The sequence below is a fragment of the Micromonospora sp. CPCC 205739 genome (genome assembly GCF_036906795.1).
In the GTDB taxonomy this organism is placed as follows: Bacteria; Actinomycetota; Actinomycetes; order Mycobacteriales; family Micromonosporaceae; genus Micromonospora.
In genome coordinates this window covers 100,984-115,049 of the sequence record NZ_JBAKHS010000007.1, presented here as the reverse complement: position 1 = coordinate 115,049, position 14,066 = coordinate 100,984, and the positions used below count along the sequence as shown (strand labels likewise).

At 74.5% G+C, this 14,066-nt stretch carries 17 protein-coding genes and 1 pseudogene; 10 read left to right on the top strand and 8 right to left on the bottom strand.

Annotated elements, in window-relative coordinates; all coding sequences use genetic code 11:
- Nucleotides 1-14: 14 nt before the first annotated feature.
- Nucleotides 15-362, bottom strand: a complete 348-nt coding sequence (locus tag V6U88_RS12895; RefSeq protein WP_334452727.1) for a TcmI family type II polyketide cyclase — start codon at nucleotides 360-362, stop codon at nucleotides 15-17.
- 121 nt (nucleotides 363-483) lie between these two features.
- The gene (locus V6U88_RS12890) at nucleotides 484-1,293 is read right to left on the bottom strand and encodes an AfsR/SARP family transcriptional regulator (RefSeq protein WP_334452726.1); all 810 of its coding nucleotides are present in this window, start codon (nucleotides 1,291-1,293) and stop codon (nucleotides 484-486) included.
- Nucleotides 1,294-1,699: 406 nt separating this feature from the next.
- On the opposite strand from V6U88_RS12890, the gene V6U88_RS12885 reads away from it, so the two are divergent.
- The 10 genes and pseudogenes from V6U88_RS12885 (at nucleotide 1,700) to V6U88_RS30270 (ending at nucleotide 10,086) form a co-directional block, all read left to right on the top strand.
- Nucleotides 1,700-2,041, top strand: coding sequence for a TcmI family type II polyketide cyclase (locus tag V6U88_RS12885; protein WP_334452723.1), 342 nt, complete (start codon nucleotides 1,700-1,702; stop codon nucleotides 2,039-2,041).
- Nucleotides 2,038-3,753 (top strand): acetyl-CoA carboxylase carboxyltransferase subunit alpha, encoded by a 1,716-nt coding sequence (locus V6U88_RS12880; RefSeq protein ID WP_334452721.1) that lies wholly within the window; start codon nucleotides 2,038-2,040, stop codon nucleotides 3,751-3,753. Before V6U88_RS12885 ends, V6U88_RS12880 begins: the two co-directional genes overlap by 4 nt.
- Nucleotides 3,750-4,274: an acetyl-CoA carboxylase biotin carboxyl carrier protein gene (gene accB / locus V6U88_RS12875; RefSeq protein ID WP_334452718.1), complete on the top strand. Its 525-nt coding sequence runs from the start codon at nucleotides 3,750-3,752 to the stop codon at nucleotides 4,272-4,274. Before V6U88_RS12880 ends, accB begins: the two co-directional genes overlap by 4 nt.
- A gap of 10 nt (nucleotides 4,275-4,284) precedes the next feature.
- Complete coding sequence (locus V6U88_RS12870; RefSeq protein WP_334452716.1) at nucleotides 4,285-5,754, top strand: acetyl-CoA carboxylase biotin carboxylase subunit; 1,470 nt, start codon at nucleotides 4,285-4,287, stop codon at nucleotides 5,752-5,754.
- 20 nt (nucleotides 5,755-5,774) lie between these two features.
- Nucleotides 5,775-6,485, top strand: coding sequence for an SRPBCC family protein (locus V6U88_RS12865; protein WP_334452713.1), 711 nt, complete (start codon nucleotides 5,775-5,777; stop codon nucleotides 6,483-6,485).
- Nucleotides 6,478-6,882: a cupin domain-containing protein gene (locus V6U88_RS12860; protein WP_334452711.1), complete on the top strand. Its 405-nt coding sequence runs from the start codon at nucleotides 6,478-6,480 to the stop codon at nucleotides 6,880-6,882. The genes V6U88_RS12865 and V6U88_RS12860 overlap by 8 nt, the downstream gene beginning before the upstream one ends.
- Complete coding sequence (locus V6U88_RS12855) at nucleotides 6,879-8,147, top strand: beta-ketoacyl-[acyl-carrier-protein] synthase family protein (protein WP_334452710.1); 1,269 nt, start codon at nucleotides 6,879-6,881, stop codon at nucleotides 8,145-8,147. Before V6U88_RS12860 ends, V6U88_RS12855 begins: the two co-directional genes overlap by 4 nt.
- A 22-nt stretch (nucleotides 8,148-8,169) precedes the next feature.
- Nucleotides 8,170-9,420, top strand: coding sequence for a beta-ketoacyl synthase N-terminal-like domain-containing protein (locus V6U88_RS12850; protein WP_334452708.1), 1,251 nt, complete (start codon nucleotides 8,170-8,172; stop codon nucleotides 9,418-9,420).
- Nucleotides 9,417-9,740 carry an antibiotic biosynthesis monooxygenase family protein gene (locus tag V6U88_RS12845; RefSeq protein ID WP_334452706.1) on the top strand — a complete coding sequence of 108 codons (324 nt, stop codon included), beginning with the start codon at nucleotides 9,417-9,419 and terminating at the stop codon, nucleotides 9,738-9,740. The genes V6U88_RS12850 and V6U88_RS12845 overlap by 4 nt, the downstream gene beginning before the upstream one ends.
- A gap of 24 nt (nucleotides 9,741-9,764) precedes the next feature.
- Nucleotides 9,765-10,086 (top strand): annotated as a pseudogene (locus V6U88_RS30270) (DMT family transporter).
- A 23-nt stretch (nucleotides 10,087-10,109) separates the two neighbouring features.
- On the opposite strand, the gene V6U88_RS12835 reads toward V6U88_RS30270, so the two are convergent.
- The 6 genes from V6U88_RS12835 to V6U88_RS12810 all read right to left on the bottom strand — a co-directional run bounded on the left by V6U88_RS12835 (nucleotide 10,110) and on the right by V6U88_RS12810 (nucleotide 13,700).
- Entirely contained in the window at nucleotides 10,110-10,568 is a 459-nt protein-coding gene (locus V6U88_RS12835) for a hypothetical protein (RefSeq protein WP_334453052.1), read from the bottom strand.
- Nucleotides 10,569-10,694: 126 nt separating this feature from the next.
- Entirely contained in the window at nucleotides 10,695-10,874 is a 180-nt protein-coding gene (locus V6U88_RS12830; RefSeq protein ID WP_334452705.1) for a hypothetical protein, read from the bottom strand.
- Nucleotides 10,871-11,884: a peptidoglycan-binding domain-containing protein gene (locus tag V6U88_RS12825; protein ID WP_334452703.1), complete on the bottom strand. Its 1,014-nt coding sequence runs from the start codon at nucleotides 11,882-11,884 to the stop codon at nucleotides 10,871-10,873. Before V6U88_RS12825 ends, V6U88_RS12830 begins: the two co-directional genes overlap by 4 nt.
- Nucleotides 11,881-12,420 carry a hypothetical protein gene (locus V6U88_RS12820; protein ID WP_334452702.1) on the bottom strand — a complete coding sequence of 180 codons (540 nt, stop codon included), beginning with the start codon at nucleotides 12,418-12,420 and terminating at the stop codon, nucleotides 11,881-11,883. Before V6U88_RS12820 ends, V6U88_RS12825 begins: the two co-directional genes overlap by 4 nt.
- On the bottom strand, nucleotides 12,417-12,986 hold the full coding sequence (locus tag V6U88_RS12815) for a MauE/DoxX family redox-associated membrane protein (RefSeq protein ID WP_334452701.1): 570 nt from the start codon (nucleotides 12,984-12,986) through the stop codon (nucleotides 12,417-12,419). The genes V6U88_RS12820 and V6U88_RS12815 overlap by 4 nt, the downstream gene beginning before the upstream one ends.
- Before the next feature lie 6 nt (nucleotides 12,987-12,992).
- Complete coding sequence (locus tag V6U88_RS12810; protein ID WP_334452700.1) at nucleotides 12,993-13,700, bottom strand: hypothetical protein; 708 nt, start codon at nucleotides 13,698-13,700, stop codon at nucleotides 12,993-12,995.
- Nucleotides 13,701-14,066: the final 366 nt, after the last annotated feature.

The following is a 14,066-nucleotide window of genomic DNA, read 5'->3' as shown; positions in this document are numbered from 1 at the left end:
GGCGTCCGCCCCGCTCATCCGGCCGGGCGCGGCGCCGGTACGTCGACGGCGTCCCAGCGGTAGAAGCAGCCGGCGATGGCGTCCCGCGGCGACCGCCAGGTCGGCAGGTAGGGGGAGGTGTGCGCGGAGAGCCGCTCGTTGACCTGCAGGTAGAGCGGGTGGTTGCGGGCGCTGGCCAGCGCGTCCGGGTCCACGTCCTCGGTCTCCATGAGGTGCACGCACAGGTCGTGCAGGCAGTACAGGGACCGGTGCCGGACGCCGGTCAGGGCGGGCAGCTCGGTGGCGTCGGATTCGGCGAAGATCTGCGCCACCCGACCCTCCGAGCCCGGGATGATCCTGCTGACGATCAGTAGACGGCTCATGGGACCCCTCTCGCCGGTGGCGCTCCGCCCAAGGTCGGAGACCGTGGACTGCTGTGCGACCCACCCTGCCGGTACGGCTGTCACCTGGCCGTCACGCGTGGCGCGCTCGCAGTGACGCCGGTCAGCGGCCCCGGGGCGCGACCCGGGCGGTGGGTGGCCGGCGGGGACCGCCGGGGCGGTCCCGGGTGGCGTCGCGGATCGGCGCGAGGGTCTCGTCGAGCAGCGCGGTCATCGCCGCCGAGGGTTCCAGGCGCAGCTCCCGCAGCAGCAGGTCCCGGTAGACGTAGAAGGCGTGCACCGCCTCGAAGGCGTTGCCCTCGGCGAGGTGGATGCGGACCACCAGCCGGTGCGGCGTCTCCCGCAGCGGCTCGGCCGACATCGCCTCCAGCGCGGCCTCCAGCGCCTCGCCGTGGCGGCCGGCCGCCAGGTGGTGGCCGGCCAGCTCCTCCAGCATGTGCAGGCGTAGCTGGCGCAGCCGCTCCCGGTCGGCGAGGACCCAGTCGTCGTACCAGCCGGGGAGCAGGTCGTGCCGGCCGGCGGCGAGCGTGGCGGCGGCGCACGGGTCGTCGCCGTCGCGGACCCGGGCGGCCGTGCCGACCAGCGCGTCCACGTCGACCCGGACGACCGGCTCCAGCCGTACCGTGTCGCCGGCGGTGGTGAACGGGCAGCAGGGGTCCTGGCGCAGCCGCCAGAGGGCGGTGCGCAGCGAGGAGAGCGCCCGGTCCTCCGGCGCGTCCGGCCAGAGCAGGCCGGCCAGGTGGCTGCGGGTGGCGCCCGGGCGCAGCGCGATCAGGGCGATGACCCGTTGCAGGCCCCGGGGCACCACGACCGGCGCGCCGTCGTGCAGCAACCGGAATCCGCCGAGCAGGTGCAGCGCGATGTCCGTGCCGGGCCGGTGCCCGGTGGTCGGCATGGACGGTTCAGCGGCCACGGCGGCACCCCCTGCGGAACGCGCGTCCCGACTCCTCGTGTGTCCCCGGTGCGGCTGCCCAAGACTCCGCTGTCGGATCGCCGCGCCGCGACGCGGCGTCGCGCGCCACCGGGCTGACCGTACCGAAGATTATCAATCGTGGTCACTCTCGGTCAATGTCGTTGACGGTGGCCGGCTGCCGTACGCGTAACCGTGAAAACCCTTCTGAACTGCGGATAGTGCGTGACGGTCAGGGCGTTCGCACAGCGGATACACAGCGTCCGTCAACGCACCGTCACGAAGCTGCGTCGCCGGTCGGTGTCCGGTGACGCCCCGGTGACGGCGGCCCGCGCATCGTGTCGGCAGTCGTCCGGCTCGGTCGGCGCGGTCCGTACCGCGTCGCCGCGCCGTGGGGGGAGGCCCGTCCATGGAGCGTTCGCTGATCGTCGCGAAGGTGGTTCCCACCGCCGAGGCGCAGGTCGCCGCGATCTTCGCCGAGTCCGACGCGACCGAGCTGCCGCGCCTGGTCGGCGTCCGGCACCGGTCGCTGTACCGGCTGCACGACCTCTACGTGCACCTGCTGGAGACGGAGTCACCGGCGGAGGGCGCGGTCGAGGCGGCCCGGGGGCATCCGGAGTTCGAGCGGGTCAGCGCGCGGCTACGCCCGTACGTCTCGCCGTACCTGCCGACCTGGCGGGAACCCCGGGACGCGATGGCGCGCTGCTTCTACCGCTTCGACGCGACCGCCCCCGCCGGGCGGCGGCCGTGACCGCCACCGCACCCCGGGAGGGGGAGCTCTGGTCCCGCTGCGCCGGCTGCGCGTCGCTGCTGTACCGCAAGCGCCTGCGCCGCAACCTCGACGTCTGTCCGGAGTGCGGGGAGCACACCCGGCTCGCCGCCCCCGAGCGGCTGCGCCAGCTGGTGGACCCGGGGTCGTTCACCCCGCTGCCGGACCGGCCGGCCGAGGTGGACCCGATCGACTTCGTCGACGTGCTGCCGTACCCGCACCGGCTCAGCGCGGCCCGCGCCGGCACCGGGCTGGCGGAGGCGGTGGTCTGCGGCACCGCCACCATCGGCGGCCTGCCGTGCGCGCTGGCCGTGATGGACTTCCGGTTCCTCGGCGGCAGTCTCGGCGCGGCCGTCGGTGAACTGATCACCCGGGCGGCGGAGCGGGCGCTGGAGGACGCCGTCCCGCTGGTCCTGGTGACCGCCTCCGGCGGGGCGCGGATGCAGGAGGGCGCGCTGTCGCTGATGCAGATGGCCACGGTCAGCCAGGCCATCGCCGCGCTGCGCGAGGCCGGGCTGCTCACCGTCAGCGTGCTCACCGACCCCACGTACGGGGGTGTGGCCGCGTCGTTCGCCACCAACACCGACGTGCTGCTCGCCGAGACCGGCGCCCGGATGGGCTTCGCCGGCCCCCGGGTGATCCGGCAGGTCACCGGCCGGACGCTGCCCGAGGGCTTCCAGACCGCGGCGTTCCTGCTGCGGCACGGCCAGGTGGACATGGTGGTGCCGCGGCACGCGCTGCGCGGGCGACTGGTGGCGCTGCTCGCCGCCGCCCGGGCCGGCCGCCGCGCCCGGTGCCGGCCCGCCGTACCCCGGCAGGAGCCCCCGCCCGCCGCGCGCCCGGCCACCGTCGCGGCGCCGCCGGCCGACGCGCCGCCCGCCGACGCCTGGCAGACGGTACGGCTGGCCCGGCACCCCGGCCGGCCGACCACCCTGGACTACCTGGACAGCGCCTTCGAGGGCTTCGTGGAGCTGCACGGCGACCGGCTCGGCAGCGACTGCCCGGCGGTGGTCGGCGGCCTGGCCCGCCTCGACGGGCGGCACCTGATGGTGATCGGCCACCAGAAGGGCCACACCACCGGTGAGCTGGTGGCGCGCAACTTCGGCATGGCCAGCCCGGCCGGGCACCGCAAGGCGCTGCGGCTGATGCGGCTCGCCGCCCGCCTCGGCCTGCCGGTCGTCACCCTGGTGGACACCCCCGGCGCCGACCCGGGCATCGGCGCCGAGGAACAGGGGCAGGCGGCGGCGATCGCGGAGAACATCCTCTCGCTCAGCGTGCTGCCCACCCCGGTGGTCGCGGTGATCACCGGCGAGGGCGGCAGCGGCGGGGCGCTCGCGCTGGCCGTCGCCGACCGGGTGCTGATGCTCCAGCACGCCGTCTACTCGGTGATCAGCCCGGAGGGCTGCGCCGCCATCCTCTGGCCGGACCGCGGGGCCGCCCCGCAGGCGGCCCGGGCGCTGCGGCTGACCACCCCCGACCTGTGCCGGCTCGGCGTCGTCGACGACCTCGTCCCCGAACCGGTGCCGGCCGCCCACCACGACCCGGAGGCGGCCGCCCGGGCGCTGCGCGAGGCGGTGCTGGCCAACCTGCTGCCCCTGCTCGACGTGCCGCCGGCCACCCTGGTGCGCCGCCGCCGCCAGCGGTTCCGGCGCTTCGGTGCGGCCCGCGTCGGCCTGCGGGCGGGTGCCCGGTGAGCGCCGGGACCGTCCCGCCGGGCGCCGCCCCGTCGGGCGCCGACGGCGCGGAGATGGCGCACGAGGTGGACTCCGTACTGGCCGACCTGCGCCGGCACGCCCGGCAGCTCGTCGCCGAGGTCGCCGGCCCGGTCCGCCGGGTGCGGCTGCGCAGCGGCGACACGGTGCTGGAGGTGGAGTGGCACGAGAGCGCGGTGGCGGAGCCCGGACCGGCCCCGGACGCCCCGGCGGTGCGCCCCGCGCCGCCGCCGCCCGTGCCCCGTCCGGCGGCCCCGGCCGGCCGCGTCGAGGTCCGCTCGCCGATGGTCGGCACCTTCTACCGGGCGCCCGAGCCGGGCGCCGCACCCTTCGTCACCGTCGGTGACGTGGTCCGGCCCGGGCAGGTGGTCGGCATCGTCGAGGCGATGAAGCTGATGAACGAGGTGACCGCCGAGCGGTCCGGCCGGGTGGTCGAGGTGCTGGTCGACGACGGCCGGCCGGTGGAGTACGACCAGCCGCTGGTCACGCTGGACCCGGCCTGAGGTGGTGGGGATGTTCGAGAAGGTGCTCATCGCCAACCGGGGCGAGATCGCGCTGCGGGTGCTGCGCGCCTGCCGGGAGCTGGGCGTGCGGACGGCGGTGGTCTACTCCACCGCGGACGCCGACTCGGCCGCCGTGCGGCTGGCCGACGAGGCGGTCCTGATCGGACCGGCGTTGAGCCGGCGCAGCTACCTCAACGCCGCCGCCATCGTGGAGGCCGCCCGCCAGGTCGGGGCGCAGGCCGTGCACCCCGGCTACGGGTTCCTCTCCGAGGACGCCGACTTCGCCGAGATCTGCGCCGACAACGGGCTGGTCTTCATCGGCCCGCCGCCGCAGGTGATGGCCGCGCTGGGCGACAAGTCCTCGGCGCGGGCGCTGATGAGCCGGGCGGGGCTGCCGTTGCCGCCGGGCAGCGTCAGCCCGGTGCCGAGCGCCGAACAGGCCGCGCAGGTCGCCGCCGAGGTCGGCTACCCGGTGATCGTGAAGGCGGCGGCCGGGGGCGGCGGGCGGGGGATGACGGTGGTCCGGTCCCCGGCCGAGCTGCCCCGGGCGTACGTGCGCACGCGGGCCGCCGCGCAGGCCGCCTTCGGCGACGACCGGGTGTACGTCGAGCGCTACCTGACCGACGCCCGGCACGTCGAGGTGCAGCTGCTCTGCGACAACCACGGCAACGGCGTGCACCTGGGTACCCGGGACTGCTCGGTGCAGCGACGGCACCAGAAGCTGGTGGAGGAGGCGCCCGCGCCGGCGTTGTCCGCCCGGACCCTGGAGACCATCGCGGAGACGGCCCTGCACGGCGCGCTGGAGGTCGGCTTCACCGGCGCCGGCACGGTGGAGTTCCTGGTCGACGCCGAGGAGCGGTTCCACTTCCTGGAGATCAACTGCCGGATCCAGGTGGAACACCCGGTCACCGAGATGATCACCGGGATCGACCTGGTCCACGAGCAGCTGCACATCGCCGCCGGCCTGCCGCTGCGGCTGCGGCAGCAGGACGTGCGACCACACGGGGTGGCCGTGGAGTGCCGGGTCAACGTGGAGGACCCGGACCGCGACTTCGCCCCGACCCCCGGCCGGCTGGACCGCTTCGTCCCGCCCGGCGGGCCGTTCACCCGGGTCGACACCCACGGCCATCCCGGCTACCTGGTCGGGCCGTACTACGACTCCCTGCTGGCCAAGGTGGCGGTCTGGGCGCCGGACCGGGAGATGGCGTTGAACCGGCTGGAACGCGCGCTGGAGGAGTTCGACATCGCCGGACCGGGGGTGCGCACCACCATCCCGTTCGTCCGGCGGGTGCTCGACGACCCCGCCTTCCGCAAGGGCCGCTACACCACCTCCCTCGTGGAGCGCCTGCTCGCCGAGGGGCACCCCGCCGCGACGACCTCGCCGCCGAGCGCCGCCGTCCCGCCTGGGGCCGTCCCCGGCCCCCGCCCCACCGTCCGGCCGGTCGCCGCCACCGCGGCACCGACCACCGACCCGTCCTGACCGTTTCCGAGGAGGACCCGATGACCGTCACCCACGGCCAGCCGCTCACCACCGAGATCACCGACATCCTGGTGGCGCACTGCGGCCTGGACGCCGACGCGGCCGCCCGCGCTCCCGCCGCCTCCCTGGAGGAGTTGGGCATGGACTCGCTGGCCCTGCTGGAACTCTCGGCCGTGGTGGCCGACCGGTGGCGGGTGCAGATCCCCGAGCAGGCCGGGCAGCTCAGCATCCCCGCCGTCGCGAACCTGGTCGCCCGCGGCGCCCAGCCGCCCGGCCACACCGAGAACAGCATCGTCATCGCCGCGCCCCTGCCGCTGGTCTGGGAGATGACCAACGACGTGGCCCGGTGGACCGACCTGTTCACCGAGTACGCGGCGGTGGAGATCCTGCACCACGAGGGCGACACCGTCCGCTTCCGGCTCACCATGCACCCCGACGAGAACGGGATCGCCTGGAGCTGGGTCAGCGAACGCACCGCCGACCCGGCCGCCCGCGAGGTGCGGGCGCACCGGGTAGAGACCGGGCCGTTCGAGTACATGCGGATCCACTGGCGCTACACCGAGGAACCCGAGGGCGTCCGGATGACCTGGGTGCAGGACTTCGCGATGAAGCCGACCGCGCCGGTGGACAACGCCGGCATGACCGCCCGCATCAACACCAACAGCAGGGTGCAGCTCGCCGTCATCAAGGAGCGCGTCGAGCGGGCGTACGCGGGAGGCCGCGATGAGTGAGATCACCACCGGACTGGTCGCCGCCCGCGACGTGGCCGCCGACCGGCGGCGCGGCGGGGAGCTGCGGGTGCTGCTCGGCCCGAAGACCGTCGGCAGCACGTCGGGCTTCATGGGCGTCGCCGCGCTCGCGCCGGGGGAGCGGATCGCCGAGCACTACCACCCCTACAGCGAGGAGTTCCTGTACGTCGCGCGCGGCGCGATCACCGTCGACCTGGACGACGAGCCGGTGCCGCTGGCCGCCGGCGAGGCGCTGTTCGTGCCCCGCAACGTGCGGCACCGGCTGCGCAACACCGGCGACGAGCCCGCCGAGGTGGTCTTCCACCTCGGTCCCCTCGCCCCCCGGCCGGAACTGGGCCACGTCGACACCGAACTGGTCGAGCAGCGGGGCGCGTCGTGACCGGGCGCCGCACGGTGGTCACCGGCGTCGGGGTGGTCGCGCCGGGCGGCGTCACCCGGGACAGGTTCTGGAAGACCGTCACCGAGGGGCGCACGGCGACCCGGCGGATCACCTTCTTCGACCCGTCGCCGTTCCGCTCCCAGATCGCCGCCGAGTGCGACTTCGACGCCGACGCCGCCGGGCTCACCCTCGCCGAGCGGCAGCGCGCCGACCGGTACGTGCAGTTCGCCCTGGCCTGCTCCACCGAGGCCCTCGCCGACAGCGGCCTGCAGCTCACCGACGCCGAGCGGCAGGTGACCGGGGTGGTGCTCGGCACCGCGGTCGGCGGCACCATGGCCCTGGAACAGGAGTACGTGCGGGTCAGCGACTCCGGCCGGCACTGGCTGGTCGACCACTCCCTCGGCGGGCCGTACCTCTACCAGGCCCTGGTGCCGAGCAGCCTCGCCGCCGACGTGGCCTGCCGGCACGGGCTGCACGGCCCTGCGCAGGTCATCTCCACCGGCTGCACCTCCGGCATCGACGCCATCGGGTACGCCCACCAGCTGATCGTCGACGGCGAGGCCGACGTGGTGCTCGCCGGCGCCGCCGATTCGCCCATCTCCCCGGTCACCGTCGCCTCGTTCGACGCGATCAAGGCGACCAGCCCGGACAACGACGACCCGGCGCACGCCTCCCGGCCGTTCGACGCCGACCGGCACGGCTTCGTCCTCGCCGAGGGCGCCGCGGTGCTGGTGCTGGAGGAGTGGGAACACGCCCGCCGGCGCGGCGCGCACGTCTACTGCGAACTGGCCGGGTACGCCAGCCGCAGCAACGGCTTCCACATGACCGGGCTGCGCCCGGACGGGGTGGAGATGGCGCTGGCCATCAGCGACACGCTGCGGCAGGCGCGGCTCTGTCCGGCGGACGTCTCCTACATCAGCGCGCACGGCTCCGGCACCCGGCAGAACGACCGGCACGAGACGGCGGCGTTCAAGCGGTCCCTCGGCGAGGCCGCCTACCGGGTGCCGGTCAGCTCGATCAAGAGCATGGTCGGGCACTCGCTCGGCGCGATCGGCTCGATCGAGATGGCCGCCTGTGCGCTGGCCATCGAGTACGGTGTGGTGCCCCCCACCGCCAACTGGTCCACCCGGGACCCGGAGTGCGACCTGGACTACGTGCCGAACGTGGCCCGGGAGACGCCGGTGGACGTGGCGCTCTCGGTGGGCAGCGGCTTCGGCGGCTTCCAGTCCGCGATGCTGTTCCGGCGGCTGGCGGTGGCGGCGTGACCGGGCCGGGGGCGGTGACCCGGTGAGCGGGCGGGCGGTGGTCACCGGCATCGGCGTGGTGGCGCCCAGCGGCATCGGCGCCGTCGCGCACTGGCGCACGGTGCGCGACGGCACCCGGCGCACCGGCCCGATCACCCTGTTCGACCCGGCGAGCTACCCGACCCGGGTCGCCGGTGAGGTGGCCGACTTCGACGCCGCCGCGTACGGCGACAACCGGCAGCTCGTGCAGACCGACCGGTGGACCCACCTCGGCTTCGCCGCCACCCGGCTGGCGCTGGCCGACGCCGGCCTGCCCGAGCGGGCCCCCGACCCGTACGGGTGGGCGGTCACCCTGGCCAGCTCGTCGGGGGGCAACCTGTTCGGGCAGCGGGAGCTGCAACGGCTCTGGGGCGGGTCGACCCGCACCGTCGGGGCGTACCAGTCGATCGCCTGGTTCTACGCCGCCAGCGTCGGGCAGCTCTCCATCCACCACCAGTTCAAGGGGCCGTGCGGGGTGCTGGTCGCCGAGACCGCCGGCGGCCTGGACAGCCTCGCCCACGCGGTGCGCACGGTGCGCCGCGGCACGCCGGTGGTGATCGCCGGGGCGACCGAGTGCCCGCTGAGCCCGTACGCGCTGGCCTGCCAGCTCCGCTCGGGGCTGCTCAGCGACGTCTCCGACCCGGAGGCGGCGTACCGGCCGTTCGACCGCCGCGCCGGCGGCTACGTGCCCGCCGAGGGCGGCGCGGTCTTCGTGGTGGAGGAGTTGGGCCACGCGCTGGCCCGGGGCGCGCGGATCTACGGCGAGATCAGCGGGTGGGGGGCCACCCACGACGCCGCGCACACCGGCCCCGACGCGGCCGGCGACCCCGACCAGTACGCCCGGGCGATGCGGCTGGCCCTGGACCGGGCCGGCTTCGCCGCCGAGGAGGTGGACGTGGTGCTGCCCGACGCGCTGGGGGTGCCCCGCTACGACCGCAGCGAGGCCGCGGCGCTGCGCGCCGTCTTCGGCGACCGGCCGCCGCCGGTGAGCACCCAGAAGCCGCTGACCGGCCGGGCCCACCAGGGCGGCGCGGCGCTGGACGTGGCGACCGCGCTGCTCGCCCTGTGGCACGACGAGCTGCCCGCGTCGGCCGGGCCCGGCGAGCCGGCGCCCGGCTGCGAGCTGGACTTCCTGCGTACGCCCCGGCAGCCGCGCCACCGGGTCGCCCTGGTGGGCGCGCGCGGCTTCGACGGGTTCAACAGCGCGCTGGTGCTGCGCGGCGCGCCTCCGACACCGAGAGGAACAGCGCGATGAGCGAGCAACGGGCCCGGATCGTCTTCCTGGTACGGGTGCCCGAGGAGCGCACGGCCGACTTCCTGCGGGCGTACGAGGCGGTGCGGCACCTGGTCGCCGACGGGGTGCCGGGGCACCTGGTGGACCAGGTGTGCCGCTCGGCCAGCGACCCGGAGCAGTGGCTGATCACCAGCGAGTGGGCCGCGCTGGCCCATTTCGAGGCGTGGGAACGCAGCCCGGAGCACCGGGACCTGGTGCGCCCGATGCGGGAGTGCTTCACCGACGCCCGGTCGCTACGCTTCGTCGTCCACGCCCAGACCCCCGAGGTGGCCCGCGTCTGACCGCCATGGCGGAGGATCGCGGGCATGGCGTACCTGTTCCTGCTGCTCGCGATCTCCGCCGAGGTGTTCGGCACCAGCCTGCTCAAGGCCACCGACGGCTTCACCCGGCTCTGGCCGACGCTCGGCCTCGCCGCGTCGTACCTGGCGGCGTTCCTGCTGCTCTCCCTGGCGGTGCGGGACATCCCGGTCGGGGTGGCGTACGCCGTCGAGGTCGGGGCTCGGCACGGCCGCGATCGTGGCCATCGGCGCGGTCTTCCTCGGCGAGCCGCTGAGCGTGACCAAGGTGGTCGGCGCCGGCCTGGTCATCGCCGGGGTGGTGGTGCTCAACCTCGGCGGCGCGCACTGACGACGGTGCCGTCGCGGCGGCCGCTACAACTGGTGCAGGAAGAGCAGGCCGAAGGCGGCGGCGAGCGCGGCGCACCCGGTGACGGTGATGGTGCGAAGTCGTGCGGCCAGGTCGGCGTCCCAGCCCTCGACCGCCCCGGAGGCGCGGCGGATGAGCGGGGTGGCGGCGCGCCCCGCGCCGAAACCGACACCGGCGAGTGCGGCGATGTGCAGGCGCTGACCGGCGAGGAGGACCGCGACCGCGAGCACGTACGGGGCGGTGGCCGACAGGTACGTCCGCACGCCGGTGCCGAGTTCGAATCCGAATCGCAGTGCTCCGCGCCGCGGGCTGGGCCGCAGCACGTCCTGCGGCACCTGACGGGCGTTCTGCGGCAGGGGGATGCTGACCACCTTGGCGTCCCGGAGCACTCCCAGCAGCGCCACCGCCACGACGGCCGCGTACCGCCAGGAGACCGGCAGCGGCGCCGACAGCCCCGAGAGCATCCCGAGGACCACCCCGCTGAGCAGGCCGCCGGCGAGCAGCCCCAGGACGAACAGGGTGAGGAGCTTCCCCTGCGGATGCCGATCTCGCCGCCCGGGCGAGGCTAGCGCGTACGCGCTGTTACGCGTTCAAACCGAGCCGGAGAGCGTGTAGCCGGCCAGCCCGCCGACCACCGCCCAGGTGAGCACGTGCCCGGAGGCGGCGGTGAGCATCGCGGCGGCGGTGAGCAGCAGGACGGGTACGAGTGGGTCGGTGGCCCAGCGGCGCAGCCGCCGAGCGGGTCGTACGGGTGGCGACTGGCCCGTCATACGGCGCCGCCGGTGAGCGTACGCCAGGTGGTCTGTCCCACGACGCCGTTGACGTCGAGCCCGTTCTGCCGCTGGAAGTCCCGTACCGCGGCGTCGGTCGTCGAACCGAAGACCCCGTCGACAGCCAGCCCGTACGCGTGCTTGTTGAGTTGCCGCTGCACGCCACGCACGACGTGTCCGGCGTACGGACGGTGCACGGTGGCCCCGCGGATGGGCAGCCGCGGCCGTGGGTCGACCACCCGGCTCAGGGTGATTCCGCCGGCCGACACGGTGGCCACCAGGACGGGCCAGGTCTGGGCGTCGACGACGCCGGTCGCCGGGATTCCCCTGGCCGACTGGAACTGCTTCACCCTGGTCTCGGTGGCGCTGCCGAAGCTGCCGTCCACCGTGGTGGCATAGCGCCACGCGGTCAGCAGGTGCTGCACCGTGTAGACGTTCGGGCCGGCCTGGCCACGCCTCGTGGCGGGCCAGCTGACCGAGGTGAGGCACCCGCAGTCGGTGTTCCAGCGGCAGATCGACCGTACCCATCCCGAGCTGGTCTGCCGGTACCCGTCGTGGCAGCGGCGCTCCACCGAGCAGGCGCACGCGCCGCACGCGCCCTGGTAGCGCCAGAGCCAGCCGTCGTACGTGCCGGCGTAGCACTGGTTCGGCCGCAGGATCCAGGTCGTGCCGTCGTTCTTGTGGAAGCCCGTGTACGTCCCGCTGGTGTTGCAGGCGGCGGCGAAGATCGGGCTCGGACCGCACCCGGGGGAACAGTTGTGGTCGCTGGCGTACGTCGGGCATCCGCCGTAGATCGTGTATCCGTCGGCGTAGGCGCGGCGTGCCGCCGGGAAGATGCTCAGCGCGGCCATGCCCAGCGCGGTGCCGGCCTGCAGCAGCGTGCGGCGGGACAGGGCCCAGGACATGCTCGGACCACTCCTGGTCCGGCTCACCGGCGGCCGCCGCCGGGACGCGGTGCCGGTACCCGGGTCCGTTCCCCGCAGCGCGGGCACCGCGTCGAGGGTGGTCATCGCGTGCCTCCCTCTCGAATCGAGTGGACGGTGTCGTCGCCGGAGGAGTGGTCGACCTCGTCGAGCAGGTGGCGCAGTGCCGCCCCGGAGCCGACGGGTTCGGACCGTCTGATCCGGCCGGTCGGGTCGATCACGACCGCGAACGGGGTGGCGATCGCGTCGTACCGGTCGAACAGGTCCGCCTGCTCGCCGAGGACGCTCATCGGCCTCTCCGCCGCTCGTGGCGGGACGGTGTCGCGGTAGAGGACCCGAAGCACGACGTCGGTCCGTGGGAGCTGTTCGGCGGCCGCGTCGAGCAGGTGGTCGCAGGTCGCGCAGCCGGGATCCAGAAAGAGCAGGACCAGGGTGGCCGGGGACGGCGGCGCCAGGTCGCGGAACCGGGGCGCCGGCGAGCCGGGCCGCAGGCCGACGGACCCGGGGCGGCCGGCGGCGCCGGTGGACAGGGCGTGCACCTGACGTACCAGGCCGGACACCACGAGGGCCAGCAGCAGGATCGCGATCCAGCTCAGGATCAGCGCGCTCGTCTGGAAACTCATCCGGGTACGCCTCCTCGGGTCACCCCGGCCGCCGGTCGGTCCGGGGCCGGGTCGTGCATGGCGGCAGGCAGATGCGCCAGGAGCACGGTGAACGTCGCCGCGGCGAGCAGGACGATGGTGAGTGAGGTGCCGGCTCGCCCCACCGGCACGACCGCGCCGGACAGCAGTGCTCCGAGCAGAGCCAGCCCGGCCAGCGTGGCCGCGCGCGCCACCACCCAGCCGGTCATGGGGACTTCGACCCGCGAGCACCCGCAGGGGACGGCCCGCCCGGTCGACCGGACGTACCGGCCGTAACCCGCGTACGTGGCGAGCAGCGCGGCGCTGCCGGCCAGGACCACGGCCAGCAGCCGGCCACCGTCGTCGCGGAGCAGGGCGACGACTCCGGCCACGCCGAGCAGGCCCTCGGCCGCGATGACCGCCGCCGCGACGGTGGACGGCGCGGGAACCACCCGGTGGGCGGCCAGCGCGGTCGACAGCGCCGCCGGCTTCGAGAGGTGCTCACCGCAGGCGAGGAGCAGGGTGAGCAGCACGGTGTACGCCGCGACGCTGGCCACCAGAGCGGACACGACGGCCTACTCGGCCGACTCGACGCGTAGCCGGTCCACCAGGTCCGGCACCCGGTCGAGCACCGTGTCGGCCAGGGGCAGGACGGTCACCCAGGTGTCCGCGGCGGCGAGCACGAAGTAGGGCCGGCCGTCCGAGAGCGTGTCCCGGAAGAGTTCGCCCGCCCCGGTTCGCAACCCTCGCCACGACGGCAACTGCCGCGTGCGCTCCGCGGTGAGCGGCGTCATGTCCAGCAGGCCGAGCCCGGGCACCTGCTTGATCACGGTCGCCGGCACCGCGAACCGGCTGCCGGCCCTGGTGTCGGGGCGCACGACGACGCCGTCGTCATGCTCCGTGATCCGCAGTGTCCGCAGCACCGCGAGCAGCTGCGCGGTCGAGGCGCCATACAACTGGGTGACGAAGCAGTACCGGCGTCCTCGCCACGCCGCCACCAGCCGGTCCTCGTTCAGCCGGATCTGCGGGTCGTACGACCGTGCGCGCGCCGTCAACAGGGCGCCGCCCTGATAGGTCAGCTTCTCGTCGAAGTCGTCGACGCCGAGCGCCTGTGCCAGTTCGTCGGCCAGGCCGAACGAGCCGGCCGTGAACTCGTGCCGCCGGCCGGCGATGGTCAGCTCGACCACCGAGGTGAACGGCGCGCTGAAGTCGAGTGGGCCGCTGAGCCGGAACCGCCGGCCGTCCATGGCGCGGTGTGCGACAGCTGCCTCCGCGGCTACCATCCCCGCCACCTCCCCCCGTGGATACGGCACGTGGTTGGCCTCACATCATCCGCGCCACAACTATCTCTGACAAGCCCAATGTGCCTGCTCGTGTCACCGCAGCCCCCGGAAATTCTGCTCGCGTTGGCCGCTGTCGTCATGCCCCCGTCGAATTCCACGCGGGTTCCACTGAGGCCGGCGCGGAAAAGCGCGGTGAGCGTACGGGTATTTCCAGTGCAGGACTGACACGTCCGTTTCGAACGACAATTGTCACGATCGTGCCACCTGTGCCGACCCGGCGGACGTGCCTGATCCTGCTTGTCCGATCGAGTGTCGACAATCCGGCCGCCCGCTCTATCTGATCTAGCCATTTGCATCTAGCAATGG

What these genes read in the sequence shown, in the direction of transcription:
- V6U88_RS12895 (WP_334452727.1), bottom strand. Translation starts at nt 362, where the DNA reads ATGAGCCGTCTACTGATCGTCAGCAGGATCATCCCGGGCTCGGAGGGT.
- V6U88_RS12885 (WP_334452723.1), top strand. Translation starts at nt 1,700, where the DNA reads ATGGAGCGTTCGCTGATCGTCGCGAAGGTGGTTCCCACCGCCGAGGCG.
- V6U88_RS12870 (WP_334452716.1), top strand. Translation starts at nt 4,285, where the DNA reads ATGTTCGAGAAGGTGCTCATCGCCAACCGGGGCGAGATCGCGCTGCGG.
- V6U88_RS12865 (WP_334452713.1), top strand. Translation starts at nt 5,775, where the DNA reads ATGACCGTCACCCACGGCCAGCCGCTCACCACCGAGATCACCGACATC.
- V6U88_RS12860 (WP_334452711.1), top strand. Translation starts at nt 6,478, where the DNA reads ATGAGTGAGATCACCACCGGACTGGTCGCCGCCCGCGACGTGGCCGCC.
- V6U88_RS12845 (WP_334452706.1), top strand. Translation starts at nt 9,417, where the DNA reads ATGAGCGAGCAACGGGCCCGGATCGTCTTCCTGGTACGGGTGCCCGAG.
- V6U88_RS12835 (WP_334453052.1), bottom strand. Translation starts at nt 10,568, where the DNA reads ATGCTCTCGGGGCTGTCGGCGCCGCTGCCGGTCTCCTGGCGGTACGCG.
- V6U88_RS12830 (WP_334452705.1), bottom strand. Translation starts at nt 10,874, where the DNA reads ATGACGGGCCAGTCGCCACCCGTACGACCCGCTCGGCGGCTGCGCCGC.
- V6U88_RS12825 (WP_334452703.1), bottom strand. Translation starts at nt 11,884, where the DNA reads ATGACCACCCTCGACGCGGTGCCCGCGCTGCGGGGAACGGACCCGGGT.
- V6U88_RS12820 (WP_334452702.1), bottom strand. Translation starts at nt 12,420, where the DNA reads ATGAGTTTCCAGACGAGCGCGCTGATCCTGAGCTGGATCGCGATCCTG.
- V6U88_RS12810 (WP_334452700.1), bottom strand. Translation starts at nt 13,700, where the DNA reads ATGGTAGCCGCGGAGGCAGCTGTCGCACACCGCGCCATGGACGGCCGG.